At 55.6% G+C, this 19723-nt stretch carries 15 protein-coding genes; 8 read left to right on the top strand and 7 right to left on the bottom strand.

The window, feature by feature from the left end:
• The first annotated feature begins 14 nt into the window (after positions 1 to 14).
• From AAIG26_RS02145 to AAIG26_RS02135, 3 genes are read left to right on the top strand one after another with little or no spacing between them, the layout of a single operon-like run.
• Positions 15 to 1097 carry an HlyD family secretion protein gene (locus AAIG26_RS02145; protein WP_016495933.1) on the top strand — a complete coding sequence of 361 codons (1083 nt, stop codon included), beginning with the start codon at positions 15 to 17 and terminating at the stop codon, positions 1095 to 1097.
• Positions 1094 to 2470, top strand: a complete 1377-nt coding sequence (locus tag AAIG26_RS02140) for an efflux transporter outer membrane subunit (RefSeq protein WP_343179508.1) — start codon at positions 1094 to 1096, stop codon at positions 2468 to 2470. Before AAIG26_RS02145 ends, AAIG26_RS02140 begins: the two co-directional genes overlap by 4 nt.
• 26 nt (positions 2471 to 2496) lie before the next feature.
• The gene (locus AAIG26_RS02135; RefSeq protein ID WP_016495931.1) at positions 2497 to 3156 is read left to right on the top strand and encodes an O-methyltransferase; all 660 of its coding nucleotides are present in this window, start codon (positions 2497 to 2499) and stop codon (positions 3154 to 3156) included.
• Positions 3157 to 3261: 105 nt separating this feature from the next.
• On the opposite strand, the gene hrpA is transcribed toward AAIG26_RS02135, so the two are convergent.
• On the bottom strand, positions 3262 to 7164 hold the full coding sequence (hrpA, locus tag AAIG26_RS02130) for an ATP-dependent RNA helicase HrpA (protein ID WP_343179507.1): 3903 nt from the start codon (positions 7162 to 7164) through the stop codon (positions 3262 to 3264).
• 201 nt (positions 7165 to 7365) lie between these two features.
• Between hrpA and azoR the strand changes: the two genes are divergently transcribed.
• Complete coding sequence (azoR, locus tag AAIG26_RS02125) at positions 7366 to 7971, top strand: FMN-dependent NADH-azoreductase (protein ID WP_016495929.1); 606 nt, start codon at positions 7366 to 7368, stop codon at positions 7969 to 7971.
• Positions 7972 to 8188: 217 nt separating this feature from the next.
• Here azoR and AAIG26_RS02120 read toward each other — a convergent pair whose 3' ends face one another.
• From AAIG26_RS02120 to AAIG26_RS02110, 3 genes are read right to left on the bottom strand one after another with little or no spacing between them, the layout of a single operon-like run.
• Positions 8189 to 8515: a YdbL family protein gene (locus AAIG26_RS02120; RefSeq protein WP_016495927.1), complete on the bottom strand. Its 327-nt coding sequence runs from the start codon at positions 8513 to 8515 to the stop codon at positions 8189 to 8191.
• A 7-nt stretch (positions 8516 to 8522) separates the two neighbouring features.
• Positions 8523 to 8714: a YnbE family lipoprotein gene (locus AAIG26_RS02115; protein WP_016495926.1), complete on the bottom strand. Its 192-nt coding sequence runs from the start codon at positions 8712 to 8714 to the stop codon at positions 8523 to 8525.
• Entirely contained in the window at positions 8711 to 11350 is a 2640-nt protein-coding gene (locus AAIG26_RS02110; RefSeq protein ID WP_343179506.1) for a YdbH family protein, read from the bottom strand. Before AAIG26_RS02110 ends, AAIG26_RS02115 begins: the two co-directional genes overlap by 4 nt.
• A gap of 171 nt (positions 11351 to 11521) precedes the next feature.
• Between AAIG26_RS02110 and AAIG26_RS02105 the strand changes: the two genes are divergently transcribed.
• The 3 genes from AAIG26_RS02105 to hslJ all read left to right on the top strand — a co-directional run bounded on the left by AAIG26_RS02105 (position 11522) and on the right by hslJ (position 13351).
• Entirely contained in the window at positions 11522 to 11707 is a 186-nt protein-coding gene (locus tag AAIG26_RS02105) for a hypothetical protein (protein WP_016495924.1), read from the top strand.
• A 120-nt stretch (positions 11708 to 11827) separates the two neighbouring features.
• Complete coding sequence (locus tag AAIG26_RS02100) at positions 11828 to 12817, top strand: 2-hydroxyacid dehydrogenase (protein ID WP_016495923.1); 990 nt, start codon at positions 11828 to 11830, stop codon at positions 12815 to 12817.
• Positions 12818 to 12928: 111 nt separating this feature from the next.
• Positions 12929 to 13351 (top strand): heat shock protein HslJ, encoded by a 423-nt coding sequence (hslJ, locus tag AAIG26_RS02095; protein WP_016495922.1) that lies wholly within the window; start codon positions 12929 to 12931, stop codon positions 13349 to 13351.
• Here the strand turns inward: hslJ and AAIG26_RS02090 are convergent.
• The 3 genes from AAIG26_RS02090 to AAIG26_RS02080 form a co-directional block, all read right to left on the bottom strand.
• Positions 13345 to 13611: a DUF333 domain-containing protein gene (locus AAIG26_RS02090; RefSeq protein WP_071925194.1), complete on the bottom strand. Its 267-nt coding sequence runs from the start codon at positions 13609 to 13611 to the stop codon at positions 13345 to 13347. The genes hslJ and AAIG26_RS02090 overlap by 7 nt on opposite strands.
• A gap of 247 nt (positions 13612 to 13858) precedes the next feature.
• Complete coding sequence (locus tag AAIG26_RS02085; protein ID WP_343182130.1) at positions 13859 to 15151, bottom strand: sensor domain-containing diguanylate cyclase; 1293 nt, start codon at positions 15149 to 15151, stop codon at positions 13859 to 13861.
• Between the two features lie 525 nt (positions 15152 to 15676).
• Positions 15677 to 15871: a CPCC family cysteine-rich protein gene (locus AAIG26_RS02080; RefSeq protein ID WP_072051622.1), complete on the bottom strand. Its 195-nt coding sequence runs from the start codon at positions 15869 to 15871 to the stop codon at positions 15677 to 15679.
• A 235-nt stretch (positions 15872 to 16106) separates the two neighbouring features.
• On the opposite strand from AAIG26_RS02080, the gene nifJ reads away from it, so the two are divergent.
• Positions 16107 to 19631 (top strand): pyruvate:ferredoxin (flavodoxin) oxidoreductase, encoded by a 3525-nt coding sequence (nifJ, locus tag AAIG26_RS02075; RefSeq protein WP_343179504.1) that lies wholly within the window; start codon positions 16107 to 16109, stop codon positions 19629 to 19631.
• Positions 19632 to 19723 lie beyond the last annotated feature (92 nt).

Genomic DNA, 19723 nt, shown 5'->3' with positions numbered 1-19723 from the left:
TTACTGGAGTGTCTATGAGCCAGCAGGATGCCGCCAAAGAGCGGGCCAATACCCGCAGCAACTTACGTGTGGTTTCTCTTTTTTCCGCCGCCGCGATTGGCCTGGTGGGCGTACTGGTGATCCTTTACGCCTGGCAGTTGCCGCCGTTTACGCGCCATACCCAGTTTACTGATAACGCCTATGTACGTGGCCAGACAACATTTATCAGCCCGCAGGTGAACGGCTACATCACCGACGTGCCGGTACAGGATTTCGCCGTCGTGAAAAAAGGCGATCTGATTATGCAGATCGATGACCGAATCTACCGCCAGCGCGTCGATCAGGCGAAAGCCACGCTGGCGATGAAGCTGGCTGCGCTGGATAACAACCTCCAGCAGCGAAAAAGCGCGCAGGCCGTCATTGCCCGCAACGAAGCCGCGCTTGCCAGCGCCAAAGCGCAGGATTTGAAATCCCAGGCAGATTTAAAACGCGTGAAAGCACTGACCGCAGACGGCTCGCTCTCCATTCGTGAACGCGACGCCGCCCTCGCCACCGCCGCGCAGAACACCGCCAGTATTGCCCAGGCACAAGCGACGCTTGAGATGTCGCGCCAGGATCTGCAAACCACCATCGTTAATCGCGGGTCGCTACAGGCAGATGTGGAAAACGCCAAAGCGGCGCTTGAACTGGCACAAATCGATCTGCAAAACACCCGTATCGTCGCCCCTCGCGATGGGCAACTGGGGCAAATCAGCGTGCGCCTTGGCGCGTATGTCACCGCCGGAACACACCTGACCTCGCTGGTGCCATCGCAACGCTGGGTGATCGCCAACCTGAAGGAGACGCAACTGGCAAATGTGGTTGTCGGGCAGCCAGTGCGCTTTACCGTCGATGCGCTGGACGGGCGCAGCTACCACGGGCGCGTGGAGAGCATCTCACCGGCCACCGGCGTGGAATTTAGCGCTATCAGCCCGGATAACGCCACCGGTAACTTTGTCAAAATCGCCCAGCGCATTCCGGTGCGTATCCAGGTGGAGGCGAAACCCGACGAACTGGCAAGGCTGCGCCCTGGAATGTCGGTGCAGGTACATATTGATACGCGGGAGGCAGAGCAATGAAGCGGCGTCTCACCGTTGTCGCGCTGAGTCTCACCCTTGCCGCTTGCCAGTCTGCCGATGTTCAGCAAGCCCAACCGTCGCTGCAGATCCCGGCGGCCTGGCGCAGCGAGGCGGGTCCGGTCAGCAAAACGGATAGCGTCTGGTGGCGTAACTTTCACGACAGCCAGCTAAACCGCTATGTCGACCAGGCACTACGCCACAACAGCGACGTGCTGATCGCCCGCGAGCGGGTCAATGAATATCAGGCGCGGGTTTACGCCGCCGACAGCGCCCTGTTCCCCGAACTGGACGCCGGAATTTCCGGCACCCGCGCCCGGGCGCAATCTGCCGCCACGGGTTTACCCGTTTACAGCACCTTGTACAAAGGCAATCTGACGGCCAGTTACAACGTCGATATCTGGGGAGCCAGCCGCAGCGCGTCTCGCGCGGCAGACGCCTCGCTGGAAGCCCAGAAAGCAGCAGCAGCGGCGGCCGATTTGACGGTGGCAACCAATGTCGCTTCCGGTTATCTCACGCTGCTGTCGCTGGATGCGCAATTACAGGTCACGCAATCCACGCTGGCAGCGCGGGAAGATGCGCTCAAACTTGCCCGGCGACAGTATGAGACCGGCTATACTTCCCGGCTGGAGCTGATGCAAGCGGATTCCGAGTTGCGCAGCACGCGCGCGCAGATCCCGGTGCTGCAACATCAGATAAGCCAGCAGGAAAATGCGTTGAGTGTGCTGCTGGGTAATAATCCGGGTGCGGTGAATCGTGGCGAATTTGCGGCGTTAACACCGCTGACATTGCCCTCGCAATTACCGTCAAGTTTGCTCAACCGGCGGCCGGATATTGTGCAGGCACAGCGCCAGTTGGTTGCCGCCGATGCGACACTCGCCGCGTCGCAGGCGAAATTACTGCCGTCGATTAACCTGACGGCAACCGGCAGTATGCAGGACGATACGCTGCCCGGTTTGCTGGATAATCCGCTGCGGCTGTGGAGCATTGGCGGCAGCATTCTTGCCCCGTTGTTTAACCGCCAGGCGCTGAATGCGCAGGTCGATGTCTCGATGTCGCAGCGTAATCAGGCGCTTTACACCTATGAAAAAACCGTGCGCAACGCGTTCAAAGAGGTGAACGATAGCCTTGATGCCATCACCCGTCTGGGCGAGCAACTCACCGAGCTTGCCGGGCAGGTCGATGTCGCGCAGGAGACGTTACGCATTGCGCAAAACCGTTATCACAACGGTTATTCCTCTTATCTGGACGTGCTGGACGCCCAGCGCACGTTGTTTTCCGCTCAACTGAGCGCGGTGCAGGTTAAAAACAATCTGTTACTGGCGCAGGTGGATCTCTATCGTGCACTGGGAGGTGGCTGGTCCGGGCTGAATTAAGTTTCTAATAAACCAGGAGTAATGCTATGCAGCAGAAGTGGTCCGCGGTTGACGAATACTTAGTAAAACAGCTGATTCCGGAAGATGAAATCCTGACGCAGGTGCTGGCAAATAACCAGCGCGCAGGGCTTCCGGCCATTGATGTTTCGCCCGCTCAGGGGCAATTACTGGCGCTGTTTGTGCGCATGGTGCGGGCGAAGCGCATTCTTGAAATCGGTACGCTCGGCGGTTACAGCACGGTGTGGATGGCGCGCGAGCTGCCAACCGGCGGCGAACTGCTGACGCTGGAAGCCGATCCGCTACACGCGGCGATAGCGCGTGAAAACCTGCAGCTTGCCGGGGTGGCGCATCAGGTCACCGTTGCCGAAGGCCCGGCGCTGCAGACGCTGGAAAACCTCGGCGAACGCCCGCCGTTCGATCTGATTTTTATCGATGCCGACAAACCCAATAACCCGAACTACCTGAAATGGGCGATGCACTATGCCCGTCCGGGTACGCTGATTATTGGCGATAATGTGGTGCGCGACGGCGCAGTGACTAACCCGACGACCACCGATGCCAGTGTGCAGGGCGTGCGTAAATTCATCGAGATGATTGGCGCCGACCCGCGCCTGACGGCCACTGCCATGCAAACGGTCGGCGTCAAGGGATGGGACGGCTTTACGCTTGCCTGGGTGAATGCGTAAGGTTACCGGTGCAAATCATTGCGGATGGGAAACTCGCTTAGCTGGCAACACGCGAAAGCGATGATAGTCGCCCGGTAGGCATCGCAACCGGGCGACTATCTGTCATCAGGCGCTAATCTGCTCCATTGCCTGCAGGATACGCTTATCGGAGATGGGATACGGTGTCCCCAGTTGCTGCGCAAAGTAGCTGACGCGCAGCTCTTCGATCATCCAGCGGATCGCTTTGACATCCTCATCTTCCCGGCGTGCCGGCGGCAGTTTATTCAGCCACTGCTGCCAGGCTTGCTGTGTCTGCTCCACTTTCAGCATCTGTGCGCGGTCGCGGTGCGGATCGACGGCCAGTTTTTCCAGCCGCTTCTCGATGGCTTGCAGGTAACGCAACGTGTCGCCCAGACGGCGGAAACCGTTGCCGGTAACAAACCCGCGATACACCAGCCCGCTCATTTGCGTTTTGATATCCGACAGCCCGAGCGCCATGGTCATATCCACGCGCCCTTTCAGCCGCTTGTTGATATTGAACACCGCCGTCAGGATCTGTTCGACCTGTTTGGCGATCTCCACCACCGTTTCGTTCAGTTCGGCGCGCACTTTTTCATGCAGCGCAGCGAAGCTCTCTTCCGTCCACACCGGGCCGCCCGCGTCATCAATCAGTTTGTCCACGCCACAGGAAATGCAGTCATCAATCAAATCCAGCACTTTGCCGTACGGGTTGAAATAGAGCCCCAGCTTGGCTTTGTTGGGCAATTTCTCGTGCAGGTATTTAATCGGCGACGGAATATTTAGCAGCAGCAGGCGGCGGATACCGCGCCACATCGCCTGTTGCTGCTCCTGCGGGTTATCAAACAGCTTGATCGCGACACTGTCACGTTCATCGACCAGCGCAGGCCAGGCTTTTACCTTGTAGTTACCGCGTTTTTGCTCGTAGCTTTCCGGCAACTGGCCAAAACTCCAGATATGCAAACCGCTCTGCTCGATGCCGTCATCGGCCACCGCAGAAAGAGTTTCCTGCACTTTGCCTTTCAGGCGCTCTTTCAGTTCGGTCAGCGAGCGCCCTTCCAGCAGCTTCTTGTTCTTGTCATCCACTACGCGGAAGCTGATTTTCAGGTGATCGGGCACCTGATCCCAGTGCCAGTCGTCGCGATCGACGGTAACCCCCGTCATCCTGCGCAGTTCGCGCTCCAGCGCATCCAGCAATGGCAGTTCCAGCGGTGTAACGCGCCCCAGAAACGCTTCGGCGTAGTTTGGCGCGGGAACGAAGTTGCGCCGCGTCGGTTTCGGCAGTGATTTAATCAGCGCAATCACCAGTTCGCGGCGCAGGCCGGGAATTTGCCACTCAAACCCGCTCTCTTCGACCTGGTTTAATAACGGCAGCGGGATATGTACCGTGACGCCGTCGGCATCCGCGCCCGGTTCAAACTGATAACTCAGACGCAGCTTCAGGTTGCCCTGATGCCAGAAGTTGGGGTAATCGAGCTTACTGACGCCCTCTGCGCCCTCTTTAATCAGCATGCTCTTTTCGAAGTTGAGCAGATCGGGGGCTTCACGGCTGGCCTTTTTCCACCAGTTGTCGAAATGGCGGGCGGAAATCACCTCGTGGCTGATGCGCTGGTCATAAAACTCAAACAGCGTTTCGTCGTCCACCAGAATGTCGCGGCGGCGGGATTTGTGCTCCAGTTCTTCCACTTCCGCGCGCAGTTTCAGGTTGTCGCGAAAGAAAGCATGCCGGGTTTGCCAGTCACCCTCGACCAGCGCGTGGCGAATAAAGAGCTCACGACACAGCATCGGGTCAATCTGGCTGTAGTTCACTTTGCGCGCCGCAACGATTGGCAGACCATAAACCGTCACTTTTTCCGTTGCCATTACCGCGCCCTGCGCCCGCTCCCAGTGCGGTTCACTGTACGAACGTTTAATCAGGTGCTGCGCTACCGGTTCAACCCATTCCGGATCGATGCGCGCGGCGATGCGCCCCCACAAACGGCTGGTTTCCACCAGTTCCGCAACCATTGTCCACTTCGGCGGTTTTTTGAATAAACCCGAGCCGGGGAAGATGGAAAAACGGGCATTCCGCGCGCCGGTAAATTCCTGTTTATCGGCATCTTTCATACCAATGTGCGACAGCAAACCGGTTAACAGCGCGATATGAATTTCGCGATATTCCGCAGGCTCGCTGTTGACCGGGATCCCTAACTCTTTCACCACCTGGCGCAGTTGGGTGTAGATATCCTGCCATTCGCGCACGCGCAGATAGTTCAGGTAATCCACCCGGCACTGACGACGGAACTGGTTTGACGAGAGCGCTTTTTGCTGCTCGCCCAGGTAATTCCACAGGTTCACAAAAGCGAGGAAGTCAGACTCTTTATCATGAAAGCGCTGGTGCTTCTCGTCTGAAGCCTGCTTTTTATCCAGCGGTCTTTCGCGCGGATCCTGAATCGACAGCGCCGAGGTAATGATCATTGCTTCGCGCACGCAGCCATGTTTTTGCGCTTCCAGTACCATACGCGCTAAGCGCGGATCGACCGGCAGTTGCGATAGCTGGCGGCCCAGCGGCGTCAGTTTGTAGGCGGTCTGCTGCTCGTCGGTGGTGATCGCGCCCAACTCTTCCAGCAGGCGAACACCGTCCTGAATATTGCGTTTATCCGGCGCTTCAACAAACGGGAAGGCGGCGATATCACCGAGCCCTAAAGCCGTCATTTGCAAAATGACCGACGCCAGGTTGGTGCGCAGAATTTCCGGATCGGTAAATTCCGGGCGCGACAGGAAATCATCTTCTGAATAGAGACGAATACAGATCCCTTCCGACACGCGGCCGCAGCGCCCTTTACGCTGGTTGGCAGAGGCCTGTGAAATCGGCTCAATCGGCAAACGCTGCACTTTGGTGCGATAGCTGTAGCGGCTGATGCGCGCCGTACCCGGATCAATGACATATTTGATGCCCGGTACGGTCAGCGACGTTTCCGCCACGTTGGTCGCCAGCACGATGCGCCGCCCGCTGTGCGGCTGGAATACACGGTTCTGCTCACTGTTTGATAAACGCGCATACAGCGGCAGGATCTCCGTGTGGCGCAGATCGCGCTTGCTCAGGGCATCAGCGGTATCGCGGATTTCCCGCTCGCCGCTCATAAAGATCAGAATATCGCCTGCACTTTCGCGCCCAAGCTCATCCACCGCATCAAAAATCGCCTGGAGCTGGTCGCGTTCCGTGTCGTCCGCTTCTTCGACAATCGGCCGATAGCGCACTTCCACCGGGTAAGTGCGCCCGGACACTTCGATAATCGGCGCGTTATTGAAATGGCGCGAGAAACGTTGCGGATCGATGGTGGCGGAGGTGATGATAATTTTCAGATCCGGGCGGCGCGGCAGTAATTCACGCAGATAACCCAGCAGAAAATCGATGTTCAGGCTGCGTTCGTGCGCCTCATCGATAATGATGGTGTCGTACTGCATCAGCAAGCGATCCTGCTGGATTTCCGCCAGCAGAATACCGTCGGTCATCAGCTTGACCATGGTGTTGTCGCTAACGTGATCGCTGAAACGTACTTTGTAGCCAATGCAACCGCCCGGCTCAGTTTTCAGCTCTTCGGCAATACGGTTGGCAACGGTGCGCGCCGCCAGACGACGCGGCTGGGTATGACCAATCAACCCTTTAATGCCGCGCCCCAGCTCCATGCAAATTTTCGGTAACTGCGTGGTTTTACCGGAGCCGGTTTCGCCCGCCACAATCACCACCTGGTTATCGCGGATAGCTTCCAGGATCGCCTGTTTTTTCTGGCTGACCGGCAGGTTGTCCGGGTAATCAATGGTCGGGCGCGCGGCTTCGCGCTGCGCCACTTTTCCGGCGGCTTCGCTTATCTCTTGCGCCAGCGTCTGCAGCAGTGCTTGCTGAGATTCAGGATTTTTAACTTTCTTGCTGCCATGCAGGCGGCGGGCGAAGCGCTGCTGGTCGCGTAGCATCAGGGTGCTGAGCTGCGCGCTGAGATCGGTAATCGTCAATTTCTGTTGTTCTGTCATAGCGTTATTGGGCAGAGCACTGCCGGGAAACATCTTAAGTTCGCAATCGCAGTAGGATAGCACATCGCCGCAATCCTTTTCTTGTTCAAGAAATTCGAACATAGGATTCGATATATTGCGCTATTCATGTAGAGATTTTGTGAATAGAGTGTCATGACGTCACGGGGCAACCCATTGCAAATACAATAAAGGAAACACCCAATGAGCAAAGTTTTAGTTCTTAAATCCAGTATTCTGGCAGGGTACTCACAGTCTGGTCAGTTAGCCGATTATTTCGTTGAACAGTGGCGTGAAAAACACGCGGCGGATCACATTACCGTGCGTGACCTGGCCGCTAATCCGATCCCGGTGCTGGATGGCGAACTGGTTGGCGCGCTGCGCCCGAGCGATGCCCCGCTGACACCGCGTCAGCAGGAAGCACTGGCGCTCTCCGACGAGCTGATTGCTGAGTTGCAAGCGCATGACGTGATTGTCATTAACGCCCCGATGTACAACTTCAACATCCCGACGCAGCTGAAAAACTACTTCGACCTGGTGGCACGTGCTGGCGTAACGTTCCGTTATACCGAAGCAGGTCCGGAAGGGCTGGTGAAAGGTAAACGCGTCATCGTGGTTTCCAGCCGTGGCGGTATCCATAAAGACACTCCGTCCGATCTGGTTGCGCCGTACCTGAAATTGTTCCTCGGCTTTATCGGCATTACCGATGTGAACTTTGTCTTCGCAGAAGGTATTGCTTACGGTCCGGAAGTGGCGACCAAAGCGCAGACCGACGCCAAAGCCGCAATCGACAGCCTGGTGGCTGCCTAAGATTTCCCCCTCTCACCTCCTGGTGGGAGGGTGCTTTTCCCCGCTTTTCCGGCTATTCACCTTCCGCAATATTATCGGCTGGATGCTTACCCGCGCCGCCTGTGGTTACGACACATCCCGCTTTTTTATCAAACCCATGACGCGGTGGCTGATTCACCGGAGTGCGAAAGCGCTGGCAGGTTGCCCCAGCACCTTGCTCAGGAAGGTAACGCGCCGCTTACGGTTTCTTCATCCATTTACCGTTAATGCCCTGCACGTAGTCGCCGGGCTTCGCACGTTCCACCAGTTTCTGTCCGGCCATTCTGGCCACGTCATCCACCGCGATGTTGTTGCGATCGGCCAGTTGCTGGTAGCTCTCAGTGCGCGCTTTGTTAATGCGTTCCACCAGCGCCAGCGTCTCTTTATCCTGGCTTATCGGCGCGACATATCCATTGAGTGTTTCACCGACGCGCCCCTGGGTGCGGGCCTCATCAAGCGTCAGCGCCTGAGCGGTTGCGCTGAAAAGGCCAACGGCCAGCAGCGCGCTTATGACACGTTTTTTCATCATCGCCTCAGAACAAGTCGCTGCGGGTTTTCAGCAGGGTTTCGACGTCTTTATCCACTTTGATGTGAATTTCATGCTCGATCTTCACGTTCATATTGATGGTGATCGGCTCCTTTGGCGCTGCCACCTCAATACGCGGCGTGCAGGCAGCCAGCAGCATTGTCGCCATCAATACGGGCACGGCTTTCAGGGTTCTCATTTTTTATCCTCACACTCTTCGCCCTTCGCGCAGCGGGCTTGCGGTAGCGCCGCGTGTTGCTCAAGCCATGACTGCAAATTGTCGCCAAAACGTAAACTGCGCCATAAGGTGAATACATTCTCCTCATGGGTATAGTTCAAATTCACGGTACTGCTTTTGCCATCGACAAAACTGGTGCCGCGCAGGGTGGCCTGCAGCGTCAGCAGCCCCAAATTATCCAGATTGATCTTCGTCCATGAGCGGGAAATTTCCATATAGCGCAGCCAGTTAATCGCCGCGCCCGCAGCCATGTTGTCCTTCACCACCGCATCAGCGGTATCTTTATCGATCCGCAGCGTCATCGGGCCAGGGTTATGCAGCCAGCCATCTTTAATGATCCATTGCGGGTTATCCAGCCACAGCGGCAGCGCGCCGTCAAACGGCCCGGAAAGCGCGAACTGCTTCGGATTCACTGCGCTTATCAACTCACTGGCGGAAATGTGCTTCAGACGCAGCAGTGCCGGGTCGTGCTGCGGCATACGTAGCTGCTGCATGGTCACTTTTCCGCCCAGTACATCGACGCTGACATCACTTAAAACGAGCGGATTATCCTCGCTCCACGGCCACGCGCCCTGCAAATCAGCGGTGATGTTTTTCGCTGTCACCTGGTTTGTTATCTCACCGATGCGCAATGAAACCGGTCTGCGGGTTCCCAGTTGCCAGCGCCCTTCGCGGTAGCGGAATGGCAGCACAAAATCGACGCCGCTGATTTGGTTGTCCGGCGTCCAGACACTGCCGCTTTTTAGCACGCCGTGACCGCCCGCTTCAAAACCCTGGTCCGCTGCGGCGGAAAAGGCGACCTGCGCATACAGTGCGCCATTGAGCAGCTTCATTTTCCAGTCCGGGGGAATAAGCGGCTGGAATACCGAGAGCGCCTGGCGCGGCCACCATGCCTGCCCGCGTAAACGCTCACCGTCCCAGCGGCCATTAACCTGCACCGGGCCAATCGTGTCGGCCTGCAACGCCCCCTTAAACTGGAACATGGTTGGATCGTTGCCTTCGACGCTGAATGTCAAGGTCGAAGGCGGTAAGACACTTCCCGCGCTGAAGCTGGTTTGCCCGGCATCCAGCGTCAGTGCGCCGGTGAACTGCGGATTTGCCGCGTCACGCACCCACTTTACTGGTGCATCCAGCACTAACCGGGGCGCAGCCATGTGCATCGCGCCATATTGCAACTGGTCAAAGCCGGTCGAGAGATCGTTAAGTGTGATCGTGTTGTTATTCCATTCGCCGCGACCGGCGACATCCCAGCGTGCGTTCATCGGCGTGAAATTGCCGTCGCCCCAGTAGCGCCAGCGCCACAGGCCGTTGTCCGGCAGAAAATCCTGCGCCTGACCATCAAGATGCAGACGGAAATCCCCCATCGCATTTTCATGCGCGCGAAGGATGGCCTGCAAACGCCCGTCAATACCATGCTGAGTGAGTTTGACGCCCGCCAGCGGCCAGCGCACTTCATCTATATTTAACGAATCAATCACCCGTCCGCGCGAGCGCAGCAGCGCGCCAGGCGTAAAAGCCAGTTGCGGATCGTCAATACTGCCGCTCAGATGGGCGGGAAGCACCGCATAAAACACCAGATCGCCCTGCTTTGCTTCTCCGGTCAGTTGCAGCGGCATATCGTTCTTGTCACTACCAAGACGGCCAGGGCCAATTGTCAGTACCGCGTTACCTTTCCCGGCATCACCCTGCGTCAGGACGTTTAACCGGCCACTGAACTGCGCCTTTTCCAGCCCCTGTTGCCAGTTATCCACTTTTAAACCGACCCGACCGCTCAGCGGAAAACCCTGATAGGGCCAGCTCCAGCGTCCATCGCTGATGGTCAATTGGTCGGGCGTAAGCTGCCACGGCAGATCGAGTAGCGGATCGCCCTGATCGCGCGCCATAACCACCAGTTGCCCTTCGTTATCGCGCCAGTCGAGATCGACATCCACCACGCCCGGCTGCTGCGACAGGGTTAAGGTGCTTTCCATATGTCCGTTAACGGGTACGCTGTCTGGAACATCCGGCAGGGTAAATTCGCCACCGAGTGTAAACGGCGGCTGATCATCGACAAGACGCAGCGCCATGCGGCTAACCGTCAGCGTCTGCCCGCGCAAACGGGCATGGAGATCAACGCGCTCGCCGGAGTATGTGAGTTGCTGCACATCCGGTGTCAACGACGCGGATAATTTACCTGCCCACGTTTTCCATGGCGAAACGGTAAAACGCTCCACCGTCAGCCAGCTATAAGGCAGCATGGCTTGCCATTCGGCCAGCGTACGCGGCGCGGCAGAAACAGTTTCACTTTGTGGCAGTTTATTCAGGCAGGCGGTGTTAATATCCAGCGCGCCAATATGAAGCTGCCAGCGGCTGGGGTGTGTGAGTTCGGCGTTCTGTAATGACGCCAGTTGACAATCACCGACCAGATAGCGCAGATCGGGGATGTTTAACGCATGTCGGGTGAATCGCGGGCTCTCCTCCATCGCGATACGCGTGCCCGCCGGCAGCCAGATCCCGACCAGCGTCGGCACCCATTGCGCAAGCGTCAGCAGCAGCGTAAGCGGCAACAGAAGGAACAGTAACACCAGTGCGATGGCGGCTTTGTATTTACCCTTCATGGGTAGCTAATATCCTGATTTTGCATATGATTAAGCCGATTCTGGCGGTTATTGTGGCATGTTTGACCGCCCCTTTGAAGGCGCGAGTCGTTTTAATCATAGTCTGGCGAGTGCATTTTCAGTAGTTACAGAAAATAGTGTTTTAATATCATTAACTTATGGATTCAGCGTATGTTCACGAAAGGCTCTTTAATTCGCGGCTGGTTTATCGGTACCACCGTTTTCACCTGCTTTACCTTCAGCGATTATCTCAGTGCTAACTACTTTCACGACTCCAAAATTCCATGGCTTATCGGCGTATTCACCGCTCTGGCGATCAACTGGAGCGCCATTGGCTCGTTGAAACAATTGCGCTAGCAGCGGATATACTGAAACTGGACACATTCACCGCACCCATGGTTGTCAATAAAATTTGAACGTTTACATAATAATTTTAAAACGTGATAATGTGGGTAGAAAACCATTGGAGAAAGTCTTATGAAACTCGCGATATACAGCACAAAGCAATACGATAAAAAGTATTTGCAGCAGGTAAACGAGAAATATGGCTACGATCTTGAATTTTTCGACTTTCTGTTAACCGAAAAGACTGCCAAAACCGCGAACGGCTGTGATGGGGTCTGTATTTTTGTTAACGACGATGGCAGCCGCCCGGTGCTGGAAGAGCTGAAAAAGCTCGGTGTGAAGTTTATCGCCCTGCGCTGTGCCGGGTTCAACAACGTTGATCTTGACGCGGCAAAAGAGCTGGGGTTGCAGGTCGTGCGTGTTCCGGCCTACTCACCGGAAGCGGTGGCAGAGCATGCCATTGGCATGATGATGACCCTGAACCGTCGCATTCACCGCGCGTATCAGCGTACCCGCGATGCTAACTTCTCCCTGGAAGGGCTGACCGGTTTCACCATGTACGGTAAAACGGCGGGCGTTATCGGCACCGGTAAAATTGGCGTTGCCGCCCTGCGCATTCTGAAAGGGTTTGGCATGCGCCTGCTGGCGTTCGACCCGTACCCGAGCGCAGCGGCGCTGGAGCTTGGCGTGGAGTATGTTGATCTGCCGACGCTGTTTTCGCAGGCGGATGTTATCTCCCTGCACTGCCCGCTCACCCCAGAAAACTTCCACCTGCTTAACCGCGACGCCTTTGCTCAGATGAAAGATGGCGTAATGATCATCAATACCAGCCGCGGTGGATTAGTGGATTCGCAAGCGGCGATAGAAGCGCTGAAAACGCAAAAAATCGGCGCGCTGGGAATGGATGTGTATGAAAACGAACGCGATCTGTTCTTTGAAGATAAATCCAACGATGTTATTCAGGACGACGTGTTCCGTCGCTTATCAGCTTGTCACAACGTGCTGTTTACCGGTCACCAGGCATTCCTGACGGCCGAGGCGTTGATTAGCATTTCCGAAACAACGCTGGAAAACCTGCGCCAGTTACGCGACGGCGAAGCCTGCCCGAACGTGCTGGCCTGATTGTCCGGGGTTCCCCTGCCTGCACGGGAACCCTTTCGGACAAACCCCGATGACGCCCAGGCTAAGCCTGTTAGAATCCCCCACGTGATGGATAACCCCTTAGAGGACGAGATGAAGAAAATTATGACTTTGGTTGCGTTGAGCGTAGTGCTTTCTGGCTGCGTGAGTTCCCGCACCGACACATTGAAGCCACAGCAACTGGCAGATCAGCGTTTTGTGCTGACCACCGTGAACGGCCAGGCCGTGCAGGGTAATGGCCCGGCCCCGGAAATCCGTTTTGATAAAGACCTGCGCGTGTCCGGCAAAATGTGCAACGGCTTTATGGGCCAGGGAAAACTCTCTGAAGGCAAATTGACCGTCAAACAGATGGGCATGACCATGATGCTCTGCCCTGACCAGCAGCGTAATGAACTGGACCACACCATTAATGCGATGCTCAGCGAAGGTGCGCAGGTTGATCTTACTGACAACCAGCTGACGCTGGCGACGGCGACGCAAACCCTGATTTACACGCGCGCGGCGAAGGCTCAGTAACTGCCGCAGCTTCCGGTGGCAAGCGACTGTTCACTGCAGCGTTTGCCATTTGGTAAGGCGCACATTCCCACCATTGAACCATCGAGTTGCCGGGCAACAGACAACGAACCACCAATCATAGCGCAATTTGCCTGACCACCATTTGACATTGCGGCTTTAAGCCCCGGCGCTACGTGTGCTGCGGTCGCTTGCTGAACGGGTTCACTGCTGCATGCCGATAATAATAAAGCGGCACATCCTACTAAAAACGCTGCGCGCATTTCTCTCCCCCTGCCCCTGTATCCTCAGGATAATTAAAAAAAGCGAAACCCAAGCATCATAGGCAGCAAGACGCAATACGTCGAGAGCTGAAAAGCATCTTTATGCGACCTGGAAACATTTTTTTGCGTTTTTTTGGGCGGGTGAACACAATTCGTCGCAAACCGCGATTCAGCGGGTTCGTCAACTCAGGTTCAGTGGCAGGCGTTCCGCAGGCTACATCGCCACGAATGGCACGCTTTGGGCACATCACGCAACTTGGCGGTTTGAGGTAACAACACGGTCGCGTCCTGAAGATTTCGCTGCGTAAAGCGCCTCATCGGCGAATTCAATGAGCATCGCCTCGCGCCCCTTCAATGCGGCGGCAGATCCAGCGGCAACACCAATGCTCACACTCACGACGCCAAGCGGGCTTTGCTGGTGGGGAATATTCGCAAGCTTAATATTATGGCCTATCTTTCTGGCAATATTTCCGGCGGAATTCGCATCCGTTTCAGGCAGAATGACCACAAACTCTTCTCCGCCATATCGGGCGGCCAGAAAAGAAGTTTCGCTAATGGTCTTTTTCAAATTTTCGGCGACTGCCTGTAAACAGCCGTCACCGGCAATATGCCCGTAATTGTCGTTATATTTTTTAAAGTAATCGACATCAATTAATAGCAGTGCAATCTGCTGTTTGTTGCTGGCACATTTTGCCACTTCGTTCACTAAAGCCTCATCGAATTTGCGCCGATTCGCCAGCCCGGTTAAGCCATCTTCCGTGGCCATCACTTGCAATTCGGCATTCTCAGACGCCAGCGACTCTTTTGCTGCCGACAGCTCTTTGCCGATGCGGATACGGTTGCGAACATCCTGAATAAGGTAATAGCTGGAGAAACTGACGCAGCCGATAAGAAACAGGATGATAGCAGCAAGAATTTCAGACTGACGACGCCACGAAGCCATGGCTTCATCGATGCTAACGGCAACGGTTGTCACCAAACCATAGCGTTTATTTTTTTGAAATGAATAAATGCGCTCTATTTTATCGAAACGCGACACTGACGTTGCGATCCCGGAATTCCCTCTTTTTAAATAATCCGTAAATAATGGCGAGTCCGAAATTTCCTTACCCATATATTTATCATCAAAAGGATAACGTAAAAGCACGATCCCCGCGTCGCTGGTTAGCGCAATCGCGCCCTGCTTTCCAATGTCCAGCTTTCCATAGGTTTGCAAAAAATTGGCGATGTTCAGCGTCAATACAGCAACCCCTTTAAAATTCCCTTCGTTATCCTCCAGCCGTCGACTCACGGTGATCACCCACTGGCCATTTGTTCTGCTCACCACAGGCGGGCCGATAAAGATGTCCTTTGAATTATTATCCCGGTGGTGGATGAAGAAAAAGCGGTCAGCGCTATTACTCCTGCCCAAAAAATTCTCCTGCAAAGCGATAACTTTATTTCCTTTATCATCATAAATAATAATGTTATTCAGCTGGGTGAGAAGCAGGTTCTGGTCGGCGAGTATTTTCTTAATATTCACTAACTGAGCGGGATCCATGCCATATATTTCCGTTATGTCAGAAATGTTTTTTATCAACATCTCGCTTTGCCGGATAATTCCCTCTGAATAGGTATCGAGGGTATGGCTCAGGTTGGATATATTCGTATTAAGTTCATTCCGCGTATGGTTTTTGGTACTCAGGATTTGAACAATCAGCGTGATGGATATCGCGAAAAAGACAACAGTAATGAAACTTGCCGCAAAAAAGATCTCTTTTTTTCATCTTATTTTTACCCGCTACGACTCCTTCACAAGCACGACTGTAACTGTAAATCTTAAGTATCAAAAACACACATCTAAAGGTTTGAGAGCATTTAATTCATTAAGTTATTTACTGTACTCAAACGCAACGGCCGATAATAGCAGGATTGCAAATCCTTGTTTGTTAAGAACAGATGACCATCCTCTTTTTAAACAAGGCGCGATTACCCACCGCCATCATTTACCGTACATGGTCATTGCGATGATTCCACGTTCTATTATCGTGCAGCGCGACGATCGTTGCTGCTTTACACGGCCAATTTATGCGGGAAATTGCCGACGATACGCTTTTTTAGCGTCATTAAGACTCTGCGCATTAGCCCCACCGGCCAAATCGGGGTTGTCTGCCTGCAGCGGATCATCTTCCCAGTGGCAAACAGGACAGATTTCCCACGCACCGCTTTCTGTAAGCGTTTCGCCACCGCAGCAAGGGCAGCGCAAAAGCTGTCTTGTCATTGATTTTCTCCCTCATTAAATGCATTCCGGCGCGAGAGTAACAGGCAACGCCCGCACACGTGTCACCAGGTCTCGCCATCACCTGCCATTAAATCGCAATTCATTGATTCCCGTTATACCTCAGGACACAAAAGCGAAAATTGCGCGCGCAGTGGTTTGCTAAAATAACAGGATAACTACAGGGCTTGCCGCCGTTTCACAAGCCCCTTCCTATTGAGCAATGCAAGGGTGCCATATGATTACTATTGACGGTAATGGCGCGGTCGCGTCAGTCGCTTTCCGCACCAGTGAAGTTATCGCCATATACCCCATTACTCCCAGCTCGACGATGGCTGAACAGGCCGATGCCTGGGCCGGAAACGGCCTGAAAAATATCTGGGGCGACACGCCGCGCGTCGTGGAAATGCAGTCGGAAGCGGGGGCGATTGCCGCCGTACACGGAGCTTTGCAGACCGGTGCGCTCTCCACCTCGTTTACCTCATCGCAGGGTTTGCTGCTGATGATCCCCACGCTTTACAAGCTGGCGGGCCAGTTAATGCCATTTGTTCTGCACGTCGCCGCGCGCACCGTTGCCACCCACGCGCTCTCTATTTTTGGCGATCATTCCGACGTGATGGCGGTTCGCCAGACCGGTTGTGCAATGCTCGCTGCCGGTAGCGTGCAGGAAGCACAAGATTTCGCGCTCATTTCGCACATGGCAACCCTGAAAAGCCGGGTGCCATTCATTCATTTCTTTGATGGTTTTCGCACCTCGCACGAAATTAACAAAATCGTGCCGCTGGCGGATGACACCATTCGCAACCTGCTTCCTCAGGCGGAAATTGATGCGCATCGTGCCCGCGCGCTCAACCCGGAACATCCGGTGATCCGTGGTACTTCTGCCAACCCGGACACCTATTTCCAGTCTCGCGAAGCGACCAACCCGTGGTACAACGCGGTGTACGAGCACGTTGCGCAGGCGATGGACGATTTCGCTACCGCCACCGGGCGGCAGTACAAACCTTTTGAATATTATGGTCACCCGCAAGCCGATCGCGTGATCGTGCTGATGGGCTCGGCGATCGGTACCTGCGAAGAGGTGGTCGATGAGCTGCTGACACGCGGGGAAAAAGTCGGCGTGTTGAAAGTACGCCTCTATCGCCCGTTCAGCGCCGCGCATCTGTTGTCCGTGTTGCCGGAAAGCGCGAAAACCGTTGCCGTGCTGGATCGCACCAAAGAGCCGGGCGCCCTGGCCGAACCGCTGTATCTGGATGTGATGACCGCGCTGGCAGAGGCGTTTAATAACGGCGAGCGGGAAACCCTGCCGCGGGTGATTGGCGGGCGTTACGGTCTGTCGTCAAAAGAGTTTGGCCCCGAATGCGTGCTGGCCATTTTTAACGAGCTGCGCGCGGCGAAGCCCAAACCGCGTTTTACCGTCGGTATTTACGACGATGTGACCAACCTTTCTCTGCCGCTACCGGAAAACACCCTGCCGTCGCATGCGAAATTAGAAGCGCTGTTCTATGGGCTCGGCAGTGACGGTAGCGTGTCGGCGACCAAGAACAATATCAAGATTATCGGTAACTCTACGCCGTGGTATGCGCAGGGTTATTTTGTCTATGACTCGAAAAAGGCTGGCGGCCTGACGGTTTCGCACCTGCGCGTCAGTGAAAAACCGATCAACTCGGCTTATCTGGTGTCGCAGGCGGATTTTGTCGGTTGCCACCAGTTGCAGTTTATCGATAAGTACCCGATGGCCGAGCGCCTGAAACCGGGCGGTATTTTCCTGCTCAACACGCCTTACAGCGCCGATGAAGTCTGGTCACGTTTGCCGCAGGAAGTGCAGGCGGTGCTCAACCAGAAAAAAGCGCGTCTCTATGTGATTAACGCCGCGAAAATCGCCCGTGAATGTGGACTTGCCGCCCGCATTAACACCGTCATGCAAATGGCGTTCTTCCATCTCACAAATATTCTGCCGGGCGACAGCGCGCTGGCTGAATTGCAGGGTGCGATTGCCAAAAGCTACAGCAGTAAAGGTCAGGAGCTGGTGGAGCGAAACTGGCAGGCGCTGGCGATGGCCCGCGAATCGCTGTTCGAAGTGCCGCTGGAAGCGGTTAATCCGCAAAGTGCCCATCGCCCGCCGGTGGTCTCTGATTCGGCACCCGATTTTGTCAAAACCGTGACGGCGGCCATGCTGGCCGGTCTTGGCGATGCATTGCCGGTCTCCGCGCTGCCGCCGGACGGCACCTGGCCGGTGGGCACCACGCGCTGGGAGAAACGTAATATCGCCGAAGAGATCCCAGTCTGGAAAGAGGAGCTTTGCACCCAGTGTAACCACTGTGTTGCCGCCTGCCCGCACTCGGCGATCCGCGCCAAAGTGGTCTCGCCGCAGGCGATGGAAAACGCCCCGTCGAGCCTGCATTCACTGGATGTGAAATCCCGCGATATGCGCGGGCAGAAATATGTGCTGCAAGTCGCGCCGGAAGATTGCACCGGCTGTAATCTGTGTGTGGAAGTTTGCCCGGCAAAAGATCGCCAGAACCCGGACATCAAAGCCATCAACATGATGTCGCGCCTTGAACACGTTGAAGAAGAGAAAGTGAATTACGACTTCTTCCTCGACCTGCCGGAGATCGACCGCAGCAAACTGGAGCGCATCGACATTCGCACCTCGCAGTTGATTACCCCGCTGTTTGAGTATTCCGGGGCGTGCTCAGGCTGTGGCGAAACGCCGTATATCAAACTGCTGACGCAACTGTATGGTGACCGGATGATGATCGCCAATGCCACCGGTTGTTCATCGATTTATGGCGGTAACCTGCCCTCGACGCCCTACACCACCGATGAAAACGGGCGCGGGCCGGCGTGGGCGAACTCGCTGTTTGAAGATAACGCCGAGTTCGGCCTTGGGTTCCGCTTAAGTGTGGATCAGCACCGCCAGCGTGTTATGCGATTAGTTGATCAATTCGCTGAACATATTCCGGCGGAACTGAACGCGGCATTGCACGCGGAAGCGACCCCGGAAGCGCGCCGCGCACAGGTGGCAGAGCTGCGCACCGCGCTGGCGTCTGTGGAAGGTGCGCAACAGCTGTTGACCGATGCCGATGCGCTGGTCGAAAAATCGATTTGGCTGATTGGCGGCGACGGCTGGGCGTACGATATCGGCTTCGGCGGCCTCGATCATGTACTGAGCCTGACCGAGAACGTCAATATTCTGGTGCTGGATACCCAGTGTTACTCCAACACCGGCGGCCAGGCCTCAAAAGCCACCCCGCTCGGTGCGGTGACCAAATTTGGCGAGCATGGCAAACGCAAGGCGCGCAAAGATTTGGGCGTCAGCATGATGATGTACGGCCACGTTTACGTCGCGCAGATTTCGCTCGGCGCGCAGCTCAACCAGACGGTGAAAGCCATTCAGGAAGCAGAAGCCTACCCCGGCCCGTCGCTGATTATCGCTTACAGCCCCTGTGAAGAGCACGGCTATGATTTGGCGCTGAGCCACGATCAGATGCGCCAGCTCACCGCGACCGGCTTCTGGCCGCTGTACCGCTACGATCCGCGCCGTGAGGAAGAAGGGAAAGTTCCGCTGGCGCTGGACTCGCGGCCGCCGTCCGATGCGCTGGCGGAGACCCTGCTTAATGAGCAGCGTTTCCGTCGTCTCAATGCCCAGCAGCCGGAAGTGGCGGAACAATTATGGAAAGATGCCGCCGCAGACCTGCAAAAACGCTATGACTTCCTGGCCCGGTTGGCAGGGAAAGCGGAGAAAAACGCAGCGGAGTAAGCCAGCTGCTGAAAAAGCCACCGGTTAACGCTGGTGGCTTTTTTAACGCACCGATTTAGCATGACACCCGCAGGAAGCGCGCTGATAATCAC

This window comes from Kosakonia sp. PSU_27 (assembly GCF_039409795.1).
Classification (GTDB): domain Bacteria; phylum Pseudomonadota; class Gammaproteobacteria; order Enterobacterales; family Enterobacteriaceae; genus Kosakonia.
The sequence above is the reverse complement of the archived record's forward strand: the minus strand, read 5'-3'. Positions and strand labels throughout refer to the sequence as shown.